Source organism: Cupriavidus sp. SZY C1 (assembly GCF_032190535.1).
In the GTDB taxonomy this organism is placed as follows: Bacteria; Pseudomonadota; Gammaproteobacteria; order Burkholderiales; family Burkholderiaceae; genus Cupriavidus; species Cupriavidus pauculus_C.
The window spans coordinates 142,163-160,739 of record NZ_JAUANU010000004.1 but is presented as its reverse complement, the minus strand read 5'-3'; the positions used below and the strand labels follow the sequence as shown (position 1 = coordinate 160,739).

At 67.8% G+C, this 18,577-nt stretch carries 19 protein-coding genes; 5 read left to right on the top strand and 14 right to left on the bottom strand.

From position 1 onward, the window contains the following. Window position 1 precedes the first annotated feature (1 nt). The 8 genes from creB to QTN24_RS08975 all read right to left on the bottom strand — a co-directional run bounded on the left by creB (window position 2) and on the right by QTN24_RS08975 (window position 7,397). Window positions 2-703 carry a two-component system response regulator CreB gene (gene creB, locus QTN24_RS09010; protein ID WP_313836557.1) on the bottom strand — a complete coding sequence of 234 codons (702 nt, stop codon included), beginning with the start codon at window positions 701-703 and terminating at the stop codon, window positions 2-4. A 408-nt stretch (window positions 704-1,111) separates the two neighbouring features. Beyond that, the gene (locus QTN24_RS09005; RefSeq protein WP_124684182.1) at window positions 1,112-2,734 is read right to left on the bottom strand and encodes an ABC-F family ATPase; all 1,623 of its coding nucleotides are present in this window, start codon (window positions 2,732-2,734) and stop codon (window positions 1,112-1,114) included. 161 nt (window positions 2,735-2,895) lie between these two features. Next, complete coding sequence (gene ldcA, locus QTN24_RS09000; RefSeq protein ID WP_313836554.1) at window positions 2,896-3,819, bottom strand: muramoyltetrapeptide carboxypeptidase; 924 nt, start codon at window positions 3,817-3,819, stop codon at window positions 2,896-2,898. A gap of 57 nt (window positions 3,820-3,876) precedes the next feature. Further along, entirely contained in the window at window positions 3,877-4,452 is a 576-nt protein-coding gene (gene tadA, locus QTN24_RS08995; protein WP_313836552.1) for a tRNA adenosine(34) deaminase TadA, read from the bottom strand. Between the two features lie 6 nt (window positions 4,453-4,458). Further along, entirely contained in the window at window positions 4,459-4,935 is a 477-nt protein-coding gene (locus tag QTN24_RS08990; protein WP_124684179.1) for a 6-pyruvoyl trahydropterin synthase family protein, read from the bottom strand. A 3-nt stretch (window positions 4,936-4,938) separates the two neighbouring features. Further along, window positions 4,939-5,574 carry a 7-carboxy-7-deazaguanine synthase gene (gene queE / locus QTN24_RS08985; protein WP_313836549.1) on the bottom strand — a complete coding sequence of 212 codons (636 nt, stop codon included), beginning with the start codon at window positions 5,572-5,574 and terminating at the stop codon, window positions 4,939-4,941. 155 nt (window positions 5,575-5,729) lie between these two features. Further along, a complete protein-coding gene (locus QTN24_RS08980) occupies window positions 5,730-6,239 on the bottom strand; it encodes a DUF1993 family protein (protein WP_124684177.1) in 510 nt (169 codons plus the stop codon). Between the two features lie 114 nt (window positions 6,240-6,353). Then, on the bottom strand, window positions 6,354-7,397 hold the full coding sequence (locus tag QTN24_RS08975) for an endonuclease/exonuclease/phosphatase family protein (RefSeq protein ID WP_313836547.1): 1,044 nt from the start codon (window positions 7,395-7,397) through the stop codon (window positions 6,354-6,356). Window positions 7,398-7,606: 209 nt separating this feature from the next. Here QTN24_RS08975 and QTN24_RS08970 point away from each other — a divergent pair, with 209 nt between their 5' ends. Together QTN24_RS08970 and QTN24_RS08965 are read left to right on the top strand one after the other, a co-directional pair. Continuing rightward, window positions 7,607-9,130, top strand: coding sequence for an MFS transporter (locus QTN24_RS08970; protein WP_124684175.1), 1,524 nt, complete (start codon window positions 7,607-7,609; stop codon window positions 9,128-9,130). A 165-nt stretch (window positions 9,131-9,295) separates the two neighbouring features. Further along, window positions 9,296-10,471: a diguanylate cyclase gene (locus QTN24_RS08965; RefSeq protein WP_313836545.1), complete on the top strand. Its 1,176-nt coding sequence runs from the start codon at window positions 9,296-9,298 to the stop codon at window positions 10,469-10,471. Window positions 10,472-10,556: 85 nt separating this feature from the next. Here QTN24_RS08965 and guaA read toward each other — a convergent pair whose 3' ends face one another. From guaA to guaB, 3 genes are all read right to left on the bottom strand, one after another. Next, complete coding sequence (gene guaA, locus QTN24_RS08960; RefSeq protein WP_124684173.1) at window positions 10,557-12,176, bottom strand: glutamine-hydrolyzing GMP synthase; 1,620 nt, start codon at window positions 12,174-12,176, stop codon at window positions 10,557-10,559. Further along, window positions 12,151-12,828 (bottom strand): hypothetical protein, encoded by a 678-nt coding sequence (locus QTN24_RS08955; RefSeq protein WP_313836543.1) that lies wholly within the window; start codon window positions 12,826-12,828, stop codon window positions 12,151-12,153. The genes guaA and QTN24_RS08955 overlap by 26 nt, the downstream gene beginning before the upstream one ends. A gap of 81 nt (window positions 12,829-12,909) precedes the next feature. After that, a complete protein-coding gene (guaB, locus tag QTN24_RS08950; protein WP_124684171.1) occupies window positions 12,910-14,373 on the bottom strand; it encodes an IMP dehydrogenase in 1,464 nt (487 codons plus the stop codon). 113 nt (window positions 14,374-14,486) lie between these two features. Between guaB and QTN24_RS08945 the strand changes: the two genes are divergently transcribed. Both QTN24_RS08945 and QTN24_RS08940 read left to right on the top strand, forming a co-directional pair. Beyond that, the gene (locus QTN24_RS08945; protein ID WP_124684170.1) at window positions 14,487-15,449 is read left to right on the top strand and encodes a DMT family transporter; all 963 of its coding nucleotides are present in this window, start codon (window positions 14,487-14,489) and stop codon (window positions 15,447-15,449) included. Window positions 15,450-15,555: 106 nt separating this feature from the next. Beyond that, window positions 15,556-16,104 (top strand): DUF4124 domain-containing protein, encoded by a 549-nt coding sequence (locus QTN24_RS08940; protein ID WP_313836541.1) that lies wholly within the window; start codon window positions 15,556-15,558, stop codon window positions 16,102-16,104. A gap of 37 nt (window positions 16,105-16,141) precedes the next feature. On the opposite strand, the gene QTN24_RS08935 is transcribed toward QTN24_RS08940, so the two are convergent. Next, entirely contained in the window at window positions 16,142-16,498 is a 357-nt protein-coding gene (locus QTN24_RS08935) for an RnfH family protein (protein ID WP_313836539.1), read from the bottom strand. Beyond that, the gene (locus tag QTN24_RS08930) at window positions 16,482-16,922 is read right to left on the bottom strand and encodes a type II toxin-antitoxin system RatA family toxin (RefSeq protein ID WP_124684167.1); all 441 of its coding nucleotides are present in this window, start codon (window positions 16,920-16,922) and stop codon (window positions 16,482-16,484) included. Before QTN24_RS08930 ends, QTN24_RS08935 begins: the two co-directional genes overlap by 17 nt. Window positions 16,923-17,106: 184 nt before the next feature. On the opposite strand from QTN24_RS08930, the gene smpB reads away from it, so the two are divergent. Further along, window positions 17,107-17,559 carry an SsrA-binding protein SmpB gene (smpB, locus tag QTN24_RS08925; protein WP_124684166.1) on the top strand — a complete coding sequence of 151 codons (453 nt, stop codon included), beginning with the start codon at window positions 17,107-17,109 and terminating at the stop codon, window positions 17,557-17,559. Window positions 17,560-17,611: 52 nt separating this feature from the next. Here smpB and QTN24_RS08920 read toward each other — a convergent pair whose 3' ends face one another. Continuing rightward, window positions 17,612-18,550: an SPFH domain-containing protein gene (locus tag QTN24_RS08920; RefSeq protein ID WP_124684165.1), complete on the bottom strand. Its 939-nt coding sequence runs from the start codon at window positions 18,548-18,550 to the stop codon at window positions 17,612-17,614. Window positions 18,551-18,577 lie beyond the last annotated feature (27 nt).

The window sequence follows — 18,577 nt, the reverse complement described above, 5'->3', positions numbered from 1 at the left end:
CCTAGGCGTCGAGCGAGTAGCCCATGCCGCGATGGGTGCGGATCGGGTCGGCCGACGGGTCCACTTCGCGCAGCTTGGCGCGCAGTGTCTTGACATGGGTATCGACGGTGCGGTCGACCGTGTCGAGCGCGTCGTGCCAGACCAGGTCCATCAGCTGGGCGCGCGCATAGATGCGGCCCGGATGGGCCACCAGCAGCGCGAGCAGCCGGTATTCGTAGCGCGTCAGGTCCAGCCAGCGGCCGCGCCAGGCCAGCCGGGCACCGGCTTCGTCATGGTGGAAACCTTCGGGCGGCAACGGCTGGGACGGGGCGGCGGGCTGGGCCGGCGCCGGCCGGGCGCGCCGCAGGATCACGCGCACCCGGGCGGCCAGTTCGCGCGGCGAGAACGGCTTGACCACGTAGTCGTCGGCGCCGATCTCCAGCCCGACGATGCGGTCGATTTCCTCGTGCCGGGCGGTCAGGAAGATCACCGGCACGTCGGAAAACGTGCGCAGCGTGCGGCAGACCTCGAAACCGCTGATGTCGGGCAGCCCGACGTCCAGGATCACCAGGTCCGGCGCGTCGGTGCCGGCGCGCAGCCGCGCCAGCGCGTCGCTGCCCAGCAGGCAATGGGTGGCCTGCATGCCGTCGGTGCGCAGGGCATAGACGATCGTGTCGGCAATCGCGGATTCGTCTTCGACGACGAGGATGGCTGGCGGTTTCATCGCCGCGTATTATCCGCCATCGCGCGCCGGTTCGGGCACGCGCAGCAACTGGCGCACGCGCCGCAGGAAACCTTCGATGTCGGGAATGCGGCGGCGTCTCATGGCTGGGCTCCGATGGGTGGGAGGCCAGTCTGGGCGCGGTGTGTGAAGGGAGGGTGTGGCGGGGGTGAAGGCTGGGGTGCCGGCGAGCCGGCTGTTTGGCTCCCCTCTCCCGCCGCGCGGGAGAGGGGTTGGGGGAGAGGGTGTTGCGGCGCTGCTTGCCGACATGTGGCAATTTGAACCGCCGGCCCTCTCCCCCTGCCCCTCTCCCGCAGCGCGGGAGAGGGGAGACAACCAGCGGGATATCGAGCTTGAATCTTGTGCTTGTTGTCTACCCTCTCCCGCTCGCGGAGACAACCCGTGGCGGAATTACGCCTCGATGCCTTGCGAGGCCAGGTACTCGTCGTACGTGCCCAGGTAGTCGGTGATCGTGCCGTCGGTGCGCACTTCGATCACGCGCGTGGCCAGGCCGTTGATCAGTTCGCGGTCGTGGGAGACGAAGATCAGCGTGCCCGGGAACTTGTCCAGCGCGATCTGGAGCGACTCGATGGACTCCATGTCCATGTGGTTGGTCGGCTCGTCCATGGCCAGCACGTTGTGACGGCCCAGCATCAGCTTGCCCCAGATCATGCGGCCCTTCTCGCCGCCGGACAGCACCTTGACGTTCTTCTTGATGTCGTCGGCCGAGAACAGCAGGCGGCCCAGCGTGCCGCGCAGCGACTGGTCGTCGTCGCCGGCCTGGGTCCACTGGCTCATCCAGTCCATCACGGTGGCGTCGTTCGGGAATTCCTCGTACGTGTCCTGCGGCATGTAGCCCACGTTGGCGTTCTCGGCCCACTTGACCGTGCCGCGGTCCACTTCCACGCCGCGCTGCACGCCGGTCTGCACGATGTTGCTCAGCAGGCTGCGCAGCAGCGTGGTCTTGCCGGCGCCGTTCTCGCCGACGATTGCCACGCGCTCGCCCGCCTGCACGGCCATCGACAGGTTGTCGATGATTTTGCGCTCGTAGGTCTTGGTGATGCCCTCGACTTCCACGGCCAGGTTGTGCAGCTTCTTCTCGAACTCGAAGCGGATGAACGGGTTCTGGCGCGACGACGGCTTGATGTCCTCGACCTTGATCTTCTCGATCTGCTTGGCGCGCGACGTGGCCTGGCGGGCCTTGGACTTGTTGGCCGAGAAGCGGCGCACGAAGTCCTGCAGCTCGGTGATGCGCTCCTTGGCGCGCGCGTTGGCGGCCATCTGGCGCTCGCGGGCCTGCATCGACGCCTGCATGTAGTCGTCGTAGTTGCCCGGGTAGACCTTCAGCGTGCCGTAGTCCATGTCGGCCATGTGCGTGCACACGGAGTTCAGGAAGTGGCGGTCGTGGGAAATGATGATCATGGTGGAGTTGCGCTCGTTGAGCACGTCTTCCAGCCAGCGGATCGTGTTGATGTCCAGGTTGTTGGTCGGTTCGTCCAGCAGCAGGACGTCCGGGTTCGAGAACAGCGCCTGCGCCAGCAGCACGCGCAGCTTCCAGCCCGGCGCGATGTCGCTCATCGGGCCCTGGTGCTGGTCGGTCGGGATGCCCACGCCCAGCAGCAGCTCGCCGGCGCGCGCCTCGGCGGTGTAGCCGTCGTACTCGGCGTAGCGGGCCTCCAGCTCGGCGGCCTTCATGTAGTCCTCGTCGGTGGCTTCGGGGTTCGCGTAGATGGCGTCGCGCTCGCTGGCGGCGGCCCACATCTCCACGTGGCCCATCATCACCACGTCGAGCACGCGGTTGTCTTCATAGGCGAACTGGTCCTGGCGCAGCTTGCCCAGGCGGATGCCCGGCTCCAGCATCACGGTGCCGGCCGACGGCTCCAGGTCGCCGCCCAGGATCTTCATGAACGTGGACTTGCCGCAGCCGTTCGCGCCGATCAGGCCGTAGCGGTTGCCCTCGCCGAACTTGACCGAGATGTTCTCGAACAACGGCTTGGGGCCGAACTGCATGGTGATGTTTGCGGTAGAAAGCACGTCTGGACCTTGTCTGGAATGTGGGGGTGCCCCGATGGGCCCCGCCCCGCTGGCGGCCGGATTGTGGACGGCACGCACCCGATTGGCGTGCCCGGCGCAGCGAAATGAGGAAATAACCCGCGATTTTACCACTCGCGGCAGGCGCCGTCAGCCGTGCCGGCCTACAGCGTGGGATAGCCCGACAGCGCCAGGGTGAAGCCTTCGGCACTGGCTTCGAGCCGGGCCTGCCCGCCCACCGGCAGCGTCAGCTTGCGCGGGCAGTGGCCGAACGGCAGGCCGGTCAGCACCGGCACGCGCAGCCGGGCGCGCAGGTAGTCGAACACGGCGTCCATGTCGTAGCCGTTGTCGTAGTCGGTGGTGCGGTAGTTCGAGAAATCGCCCAGCACGATGGCCTGCTGGCGGTCCAGCACGCCGGCCTGCAGCAGTTGCAGCAGCATCCGCTCCACGCGGTACGGCGGCTCGTTGATGTCTTCCAGGAACAGGATGCCGCCGTCCACCGTCGGCAGGTACGGCGTGCCCAGCAGGCTGCAGAGCATGGCCAGGTTGCCGCCCCAGAGCGTGCCTTCGATGGTCCTGGTGCCGGGCGCGGCCTGGGGCGCGGGCACCTCGACCCGGTACGCGGGCTGGCGCAGGATGGCGTCGAAGTGCTGCCACATGTACGGGTCCACCAGTTCCGGGCCGAAATCGGCCAGCAGCATCGGCCCCGCGAACGTCACGCCGCCCGTGGCGGCCAGGTAGGCAAGCTGGAACGCCGTGAAATCGCTATGGCCGACGATGGGCGTGCCGCTGGCGCGCGCCTGGTCGGCAATCCGCGCAAAGTCGATCTGGCCCAGCAGCCGCGCCAGCCCGTAGCCCCCGCGCACCGCCAGCGTCAGTTCCCGCGCGGTGCCGGTGCCGATGGCGTGCAGGTCGGCCAGCCGCTCGGCGTCGGTGCCGCCAAAGCGCAGGTGGCGCCGGGCGAGGATGTCCGGATTGGCGACGCGGTAGCCGTGCCCGGCCAGCCAGGCGCAGCCGCGCTCGGCCACATTCAGGTCATGCGGGTAGCCGGAAGCGGCAATCAGGCGGACGTCGATGGGGTGGGTCATGCTGGGCAGGGGTCGATGCGGCGATCGGTGCACGGGATCGGAAGCACCGATTCTCGCCTAATCGGCCACCGGTGGCGAGGGCGGCACGCCCTGCCCGTCCCGTGCGGCCTGTTGTGCGGCCTGTTGTGCGGCCTGCTGTGCGGCTTTCTGCGCGCGGCGGCGGGCGCCGAAGAAATCGCGCAGCAACTGGCCGCATTCGTCGGCCATTACGCCACGCGCGAGCGTGGTCTGGTGGTTCAGCGTGGCCTGCGCGAACAGGTCGACAACGCTGCCGGCGGCGCCGGTCTTGGGATCGGTCGCGCCGAACACGACGTGCTTCAGCCGGGCGTGCAGGATGGCGCCGCTGCACATCGCGCATGGCTCCAGCGTCACATACAACTCGCATTCGGGCATGCGATAGTTGCCCAGCACCTTGGCGGCGGCGCGCAGGGCCTGCATTTCGGCGTGCGCGGACGGGTCGACGGAGCGGATCGGCAGATTGTGGCCGCGCGCGATGATGGCGTCGTTCCAGACCACCACGGCGCCCACCGGCACTTCGCCGGCGGCCTCGGCCAGGCGCGCCTCTTCCAGCGCCGCCGCCATGTAGAAGCGGTCGCGCGCGGCGGCGTCTTCGAACTGCGGCGCGCCAGACATGGCCGGTCAGTCCTGCGCCGGCAGCGACAGCGGCGCGCTCACCTCGGCCCAGCAGTTCGGCGTTTCGAACAGCACCAGCCGGGTGAGCTGCAGGTGATGGCCGAAGCAGTCCTTGAACACCGGCGCCAGGATGTCGAACGCGGCCTGGGCCAGGTTTTCGACGGTCGGGATGCTGTCGATGACCACGGTCTTGTGGTTGTCCATCGACTGGAGGAAGTTCAGCAGCGCGGTGTCGCCGCGGTAGATCAGGAACGCATGGTCCCACTTCGACACCAGGTGCTCGTTGGCCAGCGCCTTGATGTCGCCGAAGTCCAGGATCATGCCGTCGTCGGACGCGCCTTCCTGGCGCAGCACCTCGCCGGCCAGCGTCAGGTCCAGCCGGTAGCGGTGGCCGTGGATGTTGCGGCACTGGCCGCCGTGGCTCGGGATACGGTGGCCGGCGTCGAATTCAAGGCGGCGCGTGATCGAAACTTGTTTGCTCATGTGTCAGCGAATGCCCAGCAGCTTGTGGGTCTGGAGCGACAGGCGCCAGCGCGGATGGCGCTGGCAGAAATCCACCGCCGCAGCCGTATTCTGACGGGCCAGCGGGCCGTCCATGGCCTGCACCAGGAAATAGCGGAAATCCAGTTGCTCGTATGCGGCGAAGTCCTGGCCGGCCTGCGGCATCACCACCTTCAGCTCGTCGCCCTTGGTGACCACCAGTTCCGAGCCCATCTTCGGGCTGACGCAGACCCAGTCAATGCCCTCGGGCACCGGAATCGTGCCATTGGTCTCGATGGCGATCTCGAAACCGTGCGCGTGCAGCGCGTCGATCAGCGGCGCATCGAGTTGCAGCAGCGGCTCGCCGCCCGTGCAGACCACCAGCGGCTGGCCGCCGGCGCCCTGCGGCCATTCCGAGGCCACCACGGCCGCCAGTTCCTCGGCGGTGCGGTACTTGCCGCCGCGCGTGCCGTCGGTGCCGACGAAGTCGGTGTCGCAGAACTGGCACACCGCGCGGGCGCGATCTTCCTCGCGGCCGGTCCAGAGGTTGCACCCCGAGAACCGGCAGAACACCGCCGCACGGCCGGCGTTGGCGCCTTCGCCCTGCAGCGTATAGAAGATTTCCTTGACGGCGTAAGTCATGCGATGGGAACGGTAATGGGGCGCGGGGGCCTTTCTGCCTAAAAACTAGGCAATCGCCGGCAGGCGAGCAACCGGCGATTGTATCAAGAACCTAGGGTTTTTGCTAAGTGGCCGAGGCCGCCACACCGCCACACCGCTCCCGTCGCCCTGCCGGATCAGCGCGGGGCGCCCAGGTAGTCCATCTTGCCGATCTGCACGCCCTTGTGGCGCAGGATGTCGTAGGCCGTGGTCACGTGGAAGTAGAAGTTCGGCAGCGCAAACCCGAGCAGGTAGCTCTTGCCGTCGAACGTCACCGGGCCGTTGCGCAGCTTCAGCTCCACCACGCGCGTCTCGCTGCCTTCCAGCTGTTCGGGGCGGATGGTCTTCAGGAAGCCGATGGTCTTGGCAATCCGCGCCTGAAGGTCCGGGAACGTGGTCTCGTCGTCGGGGTACGACGGGATCTCGATGCCGGCCAGCCGCGCCGCGCAGCCCTTGGCCGAATCGCTGGCCCGCTGGATCTGGGCCGGCAGCGCGTCCATGTCCGCCACCAGGCGGGTCTGGATCAACTCGGCGGCGTCCATGCCCTGCGCCTTGGCGTGGGCGGCGCCCTTGTCCAGGATCGCGGACAGGTTCGTCAGGGCCCGGATGAACACCGGGATCGAAACGTCGTACATCGAGAGGGCCATGGGGGCTCCTTGGTCGTGGGATGGGGACGATGCCTGCGCGGTGTCCGGCGGTGGTTGGCCCCGCCTGGCGGCGCCGCAGGCGCAAGCATAGACCGGAACCGCGCGCCGTGCTGGCTAGCGCGCCAGGCCCTCCAGCCAGGCGTCGGCGTCGTCGATGCCGAACTCGATCCACATCGGCAGATGGTCGCTCATGCGGTAGGTCCGCCAGTCCTTGAAGCTGCGGCCCGGGCGCGACTGGCGCTCGGCGGCGTAGGCGTCGGCATCGGCCAGCCGGTACACGTGCTCGAACACGTCGAACACGCCCGCGCGGCCGGTGGGCGCCATGCTCGACAGCTGCCGGAAATAGGCGATCTGGTCGTAGTGGCGGTCCTTGCCCACGTTCGATCCTGGCACCGATTGCAGCTCGGGCGGCACGATGAAGCCCGCCTTGGTGATGGCCTGCATCGTCACGTCGCGGCGATTGAAGATATTGAAGTCGCCGAGCAGGATCAGGTTGCCCGGATCGGGCTTGGCGCCGGGCGCCGGCTGCGGCGCGGCGGACAGTTTGCCGGCCGCCTGGGCGACGGTCTGGCTGAACGCCGTGATCTCGGCCAGCCGGCGCGCGTCGTCGGGCCGGCTGGTGCCGTAGTAGATGTGGACGGTGGCCAGCGTCAGGTAGGCCCATCCCGCCTGGAACCCGGCCAGGTACGGCGAGCGCGCCAGTTGCACCGGCGCCGGCGCGGACCGGCCCGGCGGGGGCAGCACCAGCTCGGCCGCCAGCCCCGTGAAGCGGACCTTGCGGCGGTCGTAGAGATAGGCCATGCGCTCGGCGTTGCCGGAGGCGCCCAGCGTGACGTCCGTCACCAGATGGCCCCACCACGGGCCGAGCATCCGCTGCAGGCGCTGCAGCGGGTACAGGCCGTCGCGCACCTCCTGGACCGCGATCAGGTCGAAGCGGCTCAGCACTTCGGCGATGTACAGGTACGCCTCGTCGGACCGGTAGCCGTACTTGCCTGAATCGAACTCGCGGATGTTCCACGTCGCCAGCAGCAGCGTGTCGGTGGCGGTGCGAGCGGGAATTTCCTGCGCCAGCGCCTGCCGCAGGCGGGTCAGGCCGCCGATGGCGCGCGCGCGCGCGGCGGCGTCTGTGATCTGTTCGAGGCAATCGTAATGGGTCATGGGAGAGCGTGGCCGCTTGTAAAAAAGCGGCCATCGTGGCCACGCCCGCGCCGGTCTGCCATGGCCTGCGTCAAGACTCCGCGCCGCCGGCCCCCTTTTCCAGCAGACGACGATGCCGCACCGCACCCCGTGATCCGCGTCAAGACTGTCACTTATCCCCGGAAATACGATGGACCGAGCATCGCACCCATCACAACCAGAGGACAGTCATGAACCACGTCACGGGTAATACCGCGGGCGGTCGCGGCATCGACACACCGCCCAGGCCAGCGCAAGCGCAACCGCCACACTTCGCCGGCAACGACCGGGTGCTGTTTGGCATCGTCCTGGGGGTGCTGACGTTCTGGCTGTTCGCCCAGACCACGCTCAACATCGCGCCCGACATGGGCGAGGAGCTGGGCCTGGCGCCCACGACGATGAACATCGCCGTGGCCATCACGGCACTGTTCTCGGGCATCTTCATCGTGTTCATGGGCGGCATTGCCGACCGCATCGGCCGCTACCGGATCCTGCAACTCGGCTTCTGCCTGAGCATCGCGGGATCGCTGCTGGTGGCGCTGGCCCCGGCCGGCACGCTGGCCGCACCCGCGCTGCTGGCCGGCCGCGCGCTGCAGGGGCTGTCGGCGGCGTGCATCATGCCGTCGAGCCTGGCGCTGATCAAGACCTACTGGCAAGGCGCGGCACGCCAGCGCGCGATCAGCATCTGGTCGATCGGCTCCTGGGGCGGATCGGGGCTGTGCTCGATCTTCGGCGGGGTGGTTTCGGCCCAGTTCGGCTGGCGCGCCATCTTCTTCATCTCGGTAGCGGCGGCCGTGGCCGGGCTGATGATGATCCGCGGCACGCCCGAGACGCGCGCCGAGAGCCGGCGCGACGCCGGGATCGACCGGCTGGGCATCCTGACCTTCATGGTGGCGATGATCGCGCTGCAGGTGGTGGTCACGCAGGGCGCCCGGTTTGGCTGGTCCAGCCTCAACACGCTGCTGCTGGCGGCGCTGGCGGTGGTGTTCGGCGCGGTCTTCCTGCGCCACGAGCGCCGCACGGCCGACCCGTTCATCGACTTCCGTCTGTTCCGCAGCCGCATCTACACCGGCGCCACGATCTCCAACTTCATGCTCAACGGCGTGGCCGGCACGCTGATCGTGGTCATGCAGCTGGTGCAACTGGGCGGCAGCCTGACCGCCCGGCAGGCCGGCATGCTGACGATCGGGTTCGCGGTGACCATCATCGCGTTCATCCGCGTGGGCGAGAAGCTGCTGCAGCGGTTTGGCGCGCGCAAGCCGATGCTGTGGGGCTGCGTGCTGACCGGGGCGTCGGTGATCTGCCTGGGGATGACGCACCTGACGCTTGAGGACTACAAGATCGCGGCGATGATCGGTTTTGCGCTGCAGGGCATCGGGCTGGCGTTCTACGCGACGCCGTCGACCGATGCGGCGCTGTCCGCCCTGCCCGAGCAGCAGGCGGGCGCCGGGGCCGGCATCTACAAGATGGCGTCGTCGCTGGGCGGCGCGTTTGGCGTGGCGATCTCCGCGGCCATCTTCACGGCGGTGCGCGTTCACCCCGAGGGGGCGTCGGTGCTGAGCGGCCTGATCGACTTCCAGGGCTCGCAGGAACAGGTAGCCGTACGGGCCGCCGCGATCCTGGCGCTGCTGTTCAACCTGTCGATGGTCGTGGTGGCTGCCATCTCGATCATGCTGACGATTCCGCGCGCCCCGGCGCGCCTGCCCCGCCCGTGACCGTGTAATGCCGGCGGCACGTCGGCCCGCAAGGGCCGGCCGCGCGGCGTTTTCCCGCAACAGGCAAGCCACGGAGAACTTCGGAACCATCCACGGACAGCCGTAATTCCAACGTAGAATTCCGGCTGCCGGCGCAACGCGCTGGCGCAATGTCTTTACATCTGGATGTACGTCGATCTCCTCACCCTTTATCTTCTGGCGATAGGCACCCTGCTGGCCAGCGCGGGCATGATGTTCTGGGAGCATCGCGCCAATCCTCGCCACAGCCGGGCGCTGCGCGTGCTCGCCGCCGGGTTTGCGACGATCGCCATCGGCTGCGCCGGCGTGCTGTTCCGCCGCACCCTGCCCGGTGCGCTCGGTTCGGCACTTTGCAATCTCGTCATCCTGTCTGGTTACCTGCTGGTCCTCAACGGCATTGCCGCCTTGAGCGGGCGGCGCTATCGCGTCAGCGCGGTGGTGGTGCTCGTCGGCATGGCGGGCATATGGGTCGTATCCGGCGCCCGGTGGATGGATCTGGTCTGGAATCACATCAGCGCCTTCCCCATCGCCGCCGTCAGCGCGATGACCGCGCGCGAGATGCTGCGCTGCGAAGCCATGAAGCCGTTCTTCGCGCGGCATATCGTCGTGGCCGTGACCGGCATCCACGCCGTGCTGTACCTGGGTCGCGCCTTCCTGCTGCCGTGGCTGGTGTCGGCCTACGGGCCGGCGCTGCAGGCCGCCGCCAGCAAGGTGACGATGTACGAAGGCGTGCTGTATTCGGTGATCCTGCCGATGACCATCCTGAAAATGATCCGGGAGGAAAATCACGGCCAGCTGCTGCAGGAATCGCTGACCGACTACCTGACGCGCCTGGGCAACCGCCGCTGGTTCTTCGAGCAGGGCCACCGCATTCTCGGCGGCGCCGGCGCCCGGGGGCCCGTGGCCGTGCTGGCCTTCGACCTCGACCAGTTCAAGGCGATCAACGACCGCTACGGCCATCACGCGGGCGACGAGGTGCTGAAGTCGTTCGCGGCCATCGCGCGCGAGGTGGTGGGCGCGGACACGCTGCTGGCGCGCATCGGCGGGGAGGAATTCGCCGCCCTGCTGTCGGGCGACGACGCGCGCCGCGCGCAGGCGCTGGGCGAGGCCGTGGCGAAACGGTTCGCCGAGAACGTCTCGGCCCCGACCGGCAATGTCGGCATCCCGGCCACGGTCAGCATTGGGCTGGCGCAGTTCGATGGCCCGGCCCCGGCCCTGGGCGACGCGCTGGCGCAGGCGGACCGGGCGCTCTACCGCGCCAAGGCGCTGGGTGGCAACCGGCTGGAAGTGGCGCCGCGCGAGGCATACCCGGCGGCTGTCTGAGGGAAGACGGACGGGGCGACGCGGACGCGGCGCCACCGCCCGGTTCAGGCGCGGATGGCCGCGCCCGGAGGGGTCATCGGGGAGATCACTCCCACTCGATCGTCGCCGGCGGCTTGCCCGAGACGTCGTAGACCACGCGGTTCAGGCCGCGCACTTCATTGATGATGCGGTTCGAGCAGCGGCCCAGCAGCGCGTACGGCAGGTGCGCCCAGTGGGCGGTCATGAAGTCCGTGGTCTGCACGGCGCGCAGAGCCACCACGTAGTCGTATGTGCGGCCATCGCCCATCACGCCGACCGACTTGACCGGCAGGAACACCGCGAACGCCTGGCTGGTCAGGTCGTACCAGCTTTTGCCGACGTGGTGCGGCTCGCACAGGCCCGCGGCGGCGTCCTGCTCGGTGGCCACGGTCTTGCGCAGTTCCTCGATGAAGATGGCGTCCGCACGGCGCAGCAGGTCGGCGTAGTCGCGCTTGACCTCGCCCAGGATCCGCACGCCCAGGCCCGGGCCCGGGAACGGGTGGCGATAGACCATCTCGGGCGGCAGGCCCAGTGCCACGCCCAGTTCGCGCACTTCGTCCTTGAACAGGTCGCGCAGCGGCTCCAGCAGCTTCAGGCCCAGCGTCTCCGGCAGGCCGCCCACGTTGTGGTGGCTCTTGATCGTGGTCGCCTTCTTGGTCTTGGTGCCGCCCGATTCCACCACGTCCGGGTAGATCGTGCCCTGCGCCAGCCACTTGGCGTTGCTGAGCTTCCGGGCCTCGGCCTGGAACACCTCGACGAACTCGCGGCCGATGATCTTGCGCTTCTGCTCGGGATCGGTCACGCCGGCCAGGTGGCCCAGGAACTGCTCGGACGCGTCGATGTGGACGACCTTCGCGTGCAGGCGGCCCGCGAACATCTCCATCACCATCTTGCCTTCGTCCTGGCGCAGCAGGCCGTGGTCGACAAACACGCAGGTGAGCTGGTCGCCGATGGCGCGGTGGATCAGCGCGGCCGCCACCGACGAATCGACGCCGCCGGACAGGCCCAGAATCACCTCCTCGTCGCCCACCTGCTCGCGGATCTTCTGCACTGCTTCGGCGATGTGGTCGCGCATCACCCAGTCCGCGCGGGTGCCGCAGATCTGCAGGACAAAGCGCTCCAGCATCTCGCGGCCCTTGGCCGTGTGCGTGACTTCGGGGTGGAACTGCACGCCGTAGTAGCCGCGCGCCTCGTCGGCCATGCCGGCGATCGGGCAGCTCGGGGTGGACGCCATCAGCTTGAAGCCGTCCGGCAGCGCCGTGACCTTGTCGCCGTGGCTCATCCAGACCTTGAGCATGCCGTGGCCTTCCGGCGTGGCGAAGTCCTCGATGTCCTTGAGCAGGTTCGTGTGGCCGTGGGCGCGCACCTCGGCGTAGCCGAATTCGCGCGAATCGCTCCACTCCACCTTGCCGCCCAGTTGCACGGCCATGGTCTGCATGCCGTAGCAGATGCCCAGCACGGGCACGCCCAGGTCCCACACGGCCTGCGGCGCGCGCAACTGGTGGTCCTCGTAGGTGCTGGCGTGGCTGCCGGACAGGATGATGCCCTTCGGCGCGAAGTCGCGGACGAACTCGTCGGTGACGTCGTTCGGATGGATCTCGCAGTAGACGTGCGCTTCGCGCACGCGGCGGGCGATAAGCTGCGTGACTTGCGAACCGAAATCAAGAATGAGGATTTTGTCGTGCATGATGGGCATTGGGCAGTGCGTCCGGATCGGGTTCGGGCATCACCTCGGTGCCCGGGCCATAGCCCGGGGGCGGCGTGATGACCGGCTCGCGCCGGTATTCGGGGGATGCGGGGGACTTCGTGGCCGGGTGTACCGGGCGGCCGACGCCGCTGTCGGCAACGTCGGTCACGTCGCTTACGTCAGTTACGGGATTCGGATAGTAGACACCGGTCTCGCGCCCGGCGCGGTCAGCCTTTGCCTGGTCAGCTAGCGCGCGTTCGCGCAGCCGCACCTTCTTGGCCGACGGCAACTGGACAATCGCGAAGAACATCAACATGGCCGCCAGCGTCAGCAGCCAGACCTTGCCGGCCGGCTGCACAGGCATGTCCAGGAACAGCGTCCAGGCGGCGACCAGCAAGGCACTGGCCAGGTTGACGAAGCCGGCGACGCGCGCCACGGGCACTGTCATCTGGCCATTGAACGTGGCGGAGAACAGCAGCCAGGACATGCCGAGCGTGACCACGCCCAGCAACTGGCCGAACAGGGCCGGCTCGGGCACCGGCAGCTGCAGCGCGGCGTACAGCGTGGTGAACGGCGACATCACGAGCAGCAGGCCAAGCAGCAGATCGAGCAAGGCATCGAAGAACAGCACGGCTCGCAGCAAAACCTTCATGGGCGCTCCTTGTTACGACGCGGCCGCGCCGCCCCGTCGCGAAACGGAACCGGCGCGGCCGTGGTACCGACCATGTCGCAATCAGTCGATATGGTAGTTCGGGGCTTCCTTGGTGATCTGCACGTCGTGGACATGCGATTCGCGCATGCCCGCGGCGGTGATCTGGACGAACTCGGCGGTCTCGTGCCATTGCGGGATCGAGCTCGCGCCGCAGTAGCCCATCGACGCGCGGATGCCACCGGTCAACTGGTGGATGATCGCCTGCACCGGGCCCTTGTAGGCCACGCGGCCCTCGATGCCTTCCGGCACGAGCTTGTCGACGTTGGCGGTGTTGTCTTCCTGGAAGTAGCGGTCGGCCGCGCCGTCCTTCATCGCTCCGACCGAACCCATGCCGCGGTAGCTCTTGAACGAGCGGCCCTGGAACAGGAACACCTCGCCGGGCGCTTCCTCGGTGCCCGAGAACATGCCGCCCATCATCACGGTGTGCGCGCCGGCCGCCAGGGCCTTGGCCACGTCGCCCGAGTAGCGGATGCCGCCATCGGCGATCAGCGGCACGCCGGTGCCGTTCAGCGCCTCGGCCACGTTCGACACGGCGGTGATCTGCGGCACGCCCACGCCGGCCACGATCCGCGTGGTGCAGATCGAACCGGGGCCGATGCCCACCTTGACGCCGTCGGCGCCGTGCTCGACCAGCGCCAGCGCGGCCGCGCCGGTGGCGATGTTGCCGCCGATCACGTCCACCTGCGGGAAGTTCTGCTTGACCCAGCGCACGCGGTCCAGCACGCCCTGGCTGTGGCCGTGCGCCGTGTCGACGACGATCACGTCCACGCCGGCCTTGACCAGCAGTTCCACGCGCTCGTCATTGTCCGGACCCACACCGACTGCGGCGCCTACGCGCAGTTGGCCGTGGGCGTCCTTGCTGGCCAGCGGGTTGTCCACGGCCTTCTGGATGTCCTTGACGGTGATCAGGCCGCGCAGCTCGAACGCGCTGTTGACCACCAGCACGCGCTCCAGGCGGTGGCGGTTCATCAGGCGCTTGGCTTCGTCCAGCGGCGCGCCTTCGGCCACGGTCACCAGCTTGTCGCGCGGGGTCATCTTGGCGCGCACCGGGGCGTCGAGTTCTTCCTCGAAACGCAGGTCGCGGTTGGTGATGATGCCGACTACGGTCTTGCCTTCCAGCACCGGAAAACCCGAAATGCCATGCTGCTGCGACAGCGCGATCACATCGCGGACCTTCATGTCCGGCGAAATGGTGATCGGATCACGCAGCACGCCCGACTCGTAGCGCTTCACGCGCGCCACTTCGCGGGCCTGGTCGGCAGGCTTCAGGTTCTTGTGGACGATACCGATACCGCCGGCCTGTGCCATGGCGATGGCCAGGCGGGCTTCCGTCACCGTGTCCATGGCGGCGGACAGCAGCGGGATATTCAGGTCGATCGAACGGGTCAGCTTGGTGCGGAGGGAAACATCCCGGGGCAGGACGGCCGAATAGGCCGGGACGAGCAGCACGTCATCGAATGTGAGTGCTTTCTGGACAAGACGCATAGCGAATCCTCTAGGCGCAAAAGCAGATTATACAGGAATGCAGGATTTGCTGATGCCTTCTTGCATCCGGTTTGCTATTCTCGGCCTCCTTTTCGGGCAAGGCTCTGGAGACCATGGGAATCGGCGTGTTGTGCGGCCTGCTGGCGGGCGCGTTCTGGGGCATGGTCTTCATCGCACCCAAGCTGCTGCCGGCGTTTTCGCCGTGGGAACTGGCGCTCGGGCGCTACCTGGCGTACGGGCTGGTGGCGCTGGTCGCGTCGGTGCCGCTGATGCGGCGGATCGCGCGCAAGCTCACGCGCGGCGATTGCGTGGCGCTGCTGCGCCAGGCGTTCACGGGCAACCTGCTCTACTACGTGTTCCTGGCGTTCGGCGTGCAACTGGCCGGCGTGGGGCCGACGTCGCTGATCATCGGCATCCTGCCGATCTCGGTCACGCTGATGGGGCGTCGCGACCACGGCGCCGTGCCGCTGGCCCGGCTGGCGCTGCCGTTGCTGGTGGTGGCGGCCGGCATTGCGTGCATCAACGTCGACCTGTTCGGCGGCGGCGGTGCCGCGCATGGCGCCGCCGCGGCGGACGGCGCGGTGCGCACGGTCTGGCAGAAGATCGTCGGCGTGCTCTGCGCGGCCGGCGCGCTGGTGAGCTGGACGCTCTACGCGGTGGACAACGCGCGCTACCTGCAGCGCCATCCGCACTTCAGCGGCAACGAGTGGTCGGCCCTGTACGGGCTATCGACCGGACTGGTATCGCTGGTGCTGGCGGGGGCCGGCTGGCTGGCCGTCGGCGACGCGCTATCGGCGCCCGGCAGCGGCCGAGACTGGCAGTGGTTCTGGACGGTCAACGCGGCCGTGGCGCTCGGCGCGTCGCTTATTGGCAACAACCTCTGGAACATTTCCAGCCGCCGGCTGCCGCTGACGCTGTCGGGCCAGATGATCGTTTTCGAGACGCTGTTCGCGCTGGCATATGGCTTTGTGTTCGACCACCGCTGGCCCCGGCCGCTCGAAATCGCCGCCATCGTGTTGCTGATGGCCGGCGTGGCATGGTCCGTCCGCTTGCACGCGGCGGACAAGTCTCAGTAGACTAGCGGACAATGCCGCAGGGGTCACTCCGAAAGTCAACCCCACTGGCGTCTGATGCTGGATGTCCCTGCGCTCCGACCTGCCCGACTCTGCCCACGCCATCGCCATGAAACGATCGTCCGCGCCGTACCTGCTGCTGGCCGCCAGCCTGGCCCTTCCCGGCACCGCCTTCTCGCAATGGCAATGGAAGGACGCCAACGGGCGCACGGTCTACAGCGATGTCGCCCCGCCGCCTTCTGTGCCGGAACGCGCCATCCTGGCCGCGCCGGGCCGCGCAGTGGGGACCTATCGGCCGGTGGAAGCCGAGCCGGCCCGGGTTGCCGATGCCAAGGGCGAGGCCAAGGCCGGCGGGCCGCGCATGCAGACGGTGAGCGCCAAGGCCAAGACCGACAAGCCCGCCGACGCCGACGAGGCGTTCCGCGAACGGCGCGATGCACGGCTGAAGGCCGATGTGGAGGCCGCCACGAAGGAACGGGAGCAACTGGCCCGCGACGAGCGGTGCCAGCAGATGCGCAACTACGCCACGGGCCTGAGCGCCGGCGTGCGCGTGTCGCGGTCGGGCGCCGATGGCGCGCCGGTGCGGCTCAATGACGACGAACGCGCCGCCGAACTGGCCCGGACCAACGATTCGATCAACCAGCACTGCACGAGCTGAGCCGCTGAGCCGCTCGGCCGATGCCCGGGCGGGGCCGTCAGGCGCCCTGCCCGCCGCCGCGCAGCCATTTCTGGCCCTCGCGCTCGCCGGAGGCGCGGGTTTTCTGCACGCGCTTGCGGCGCGCCGTCTTCGGGTCGGCAGTCAGGGCGCGGTACACCTCCACCCGGTCGCCTTCCCGCACCACCGTATCGAGCGTCTTGAGCTTGCCGTAGATGCCCACGCGCAGCGTGGTCGGATCAACCTCGCGGTGCGCCTCGGTCAGTCCGCTGGCCTGTATGGCGCCCAGCAGCGTGGTGCCGGCCGGCACGTCCAGCGACTTCAGGAACATGGCGTCGGGCCGCGCGTAGCAGACGGCCACATGCACCGTGCCGGGCGCGTCAGGGCTTGCTGGCATAGACCACCTCGGCCCGTTTCACGAAGGCATCGACGAACGTGTTGGCAATCACGCTGAACGCCGGGCCGATGATCTTTTCCAGCAGCACGCTGGAAAACTCGTAGTGCAGGTGGAATTCGATCTTGCAGGCATCGGCGCGCAGCGGGGTGAACCGCCAGGACCCGTTGAAGGTCTTGAAAGGTCCGTCCGCGAACGTCATATCGATGCGTGTGGGGCGTTCCTGGGTGTTGCGGGTGCGGAAATACTGCTTGATGCCGCTGAAATGGATATGGATCTTGGCATCGAGCAGGGTTTCGGTCTGCTCGAAGACCTCCACGCCGCCGCACCATGGCAGGAACTTGGGATAGTCCTCCACGCGCGTGACCAGGTCGTACATCTGTTCGGCCGAAAAACCGAGCAGTACGGATTTATGGACGTCTGCCATGTAGTCGGGTTGCGGTGGCCCCGGGGCTGGGCCGGGCCGGAGCGGTTTGCTAAAATCGTGATTTTAGCCGACAGCCGCCAACCCGGCACGCTGCCGCACCCCGGCGCCGCCACTTGCCGCGCCGCAGCGCAACCGCCGCCCTGCCCGGCGGCGCCCAACCTTACGCTAGGAAACCACCTCCCGCATGACGATCGCTGACAACAAGAAGGCCTTTTTCGACTACTTCATCGAAGAGCGCTACGAGGCCGGGATCGTGCTGGAAGGCTGGGAGGTCAAGGCCATCCGGGCCAACCGCGTGCAGATCAAGGAAGGCTACGTGGTGGTGCGCGACGCCGAGATGTTCCTGATCGGCGCCCATATCAGCCCGCTGCAGAGCGCGTCCACCCACGTCAAGCCAGACCCCGTGCGCACGCGCAAGCTGCTGCTCAAGGCCGACGAGATCAAGAAGCTGATTGGCAAGGTCGAACAGCGCGGCTACACGCTGGTGCCGCTGAACCTGCATTACACGCGCGGCCGCGTCAAATGCGAGATCGGCCTGGCCAAGGGCAAGAAGCAGTTCGACAAGCGCGAGACCGAGAAGAATCGCGACTGGCAGCGCGAAAAAGCCCGCCTGATGAAAAGCGACGGCAAGGAATGACAAAACGGAGGCTTCGGCCTCCGTTTTTCTTGGGCGCTCCGCAAGGCCGCGCTCAGAGCACGCGGTCCACCTTCTGACCCTTCACGATCTGCAGCGCGGTGGCGATCATCGAACTCATGTCGCCCAGGTTGCCCGGCACGATCAGCGTGTTGCCCTGCTTGGCCAGGTTGGCAAACGCCGCCACGTATTCCTCCGCCACCTTGAGGTTGACCGCTTCCGCCCCGCCCTCGCCGCGAATCGCATGGCCGATCTTCTCGATTGCCTGCGCGTTCGCGTCGGCCACGGCCAGGATGGCGGCCGCCTCGCCCTGCGCGGTGTTGATGGCCGCCTGCTTCTCGCCCTCGGACTTCTGGATGGCGGCCTCCCGGGCGCCCGACGCCAGGTTGATCTGCTCCTGCCGCTTGCCTTCGGACGCCGCGATCAGCGCCCGCTTCTCGCGCTCGGCCGTGATCTGCGCCTGCATCGCGTGCAGGATTTCCTTTGGCGGCGTCAGGTCCTTGATCTCGTAGCGCAGCACCTTGACGCCCCAGTTGGCCGCGGCCTCGTCCAGCGCGTTGACCACGCTATGGTTGATGTACTCGCGCTCCTCGAACGTCTTGTCCAGCTCCAGCTTGCCGATCACCGAGCGCAGCGTGGTCTGCGACAACTGCGTGATGGCCACCACGAAGTTGCTCGACCCGTACGACGCCTTCATCGGATCGGTCACCTGGAAGTACAGCACGCCGTCCACCTGCAGCTGCGTGTTGTCCTTGGTGATACAGACCTGGCTCGGCACGTCGAGCGGGATTTCCTTGAGCACGTGCTTGTAGGCCACGCGGTCGATGAACGGCACGACGATCGACAGGCCGGGCGTCAGCGTGGCGTGGTAGCGGCCCAGCCGTTCGAGCACCCAGGCGTGCTGCTGCGGCACGATCTTGATGGCCTTCGCGATCAGAACGATCGCGGCGATGAGCAGGATCAGCGGAAACAAACCAAGCTGATAGGCGAGCATGTACGACTCCCGTCAAAGGTCATGGAA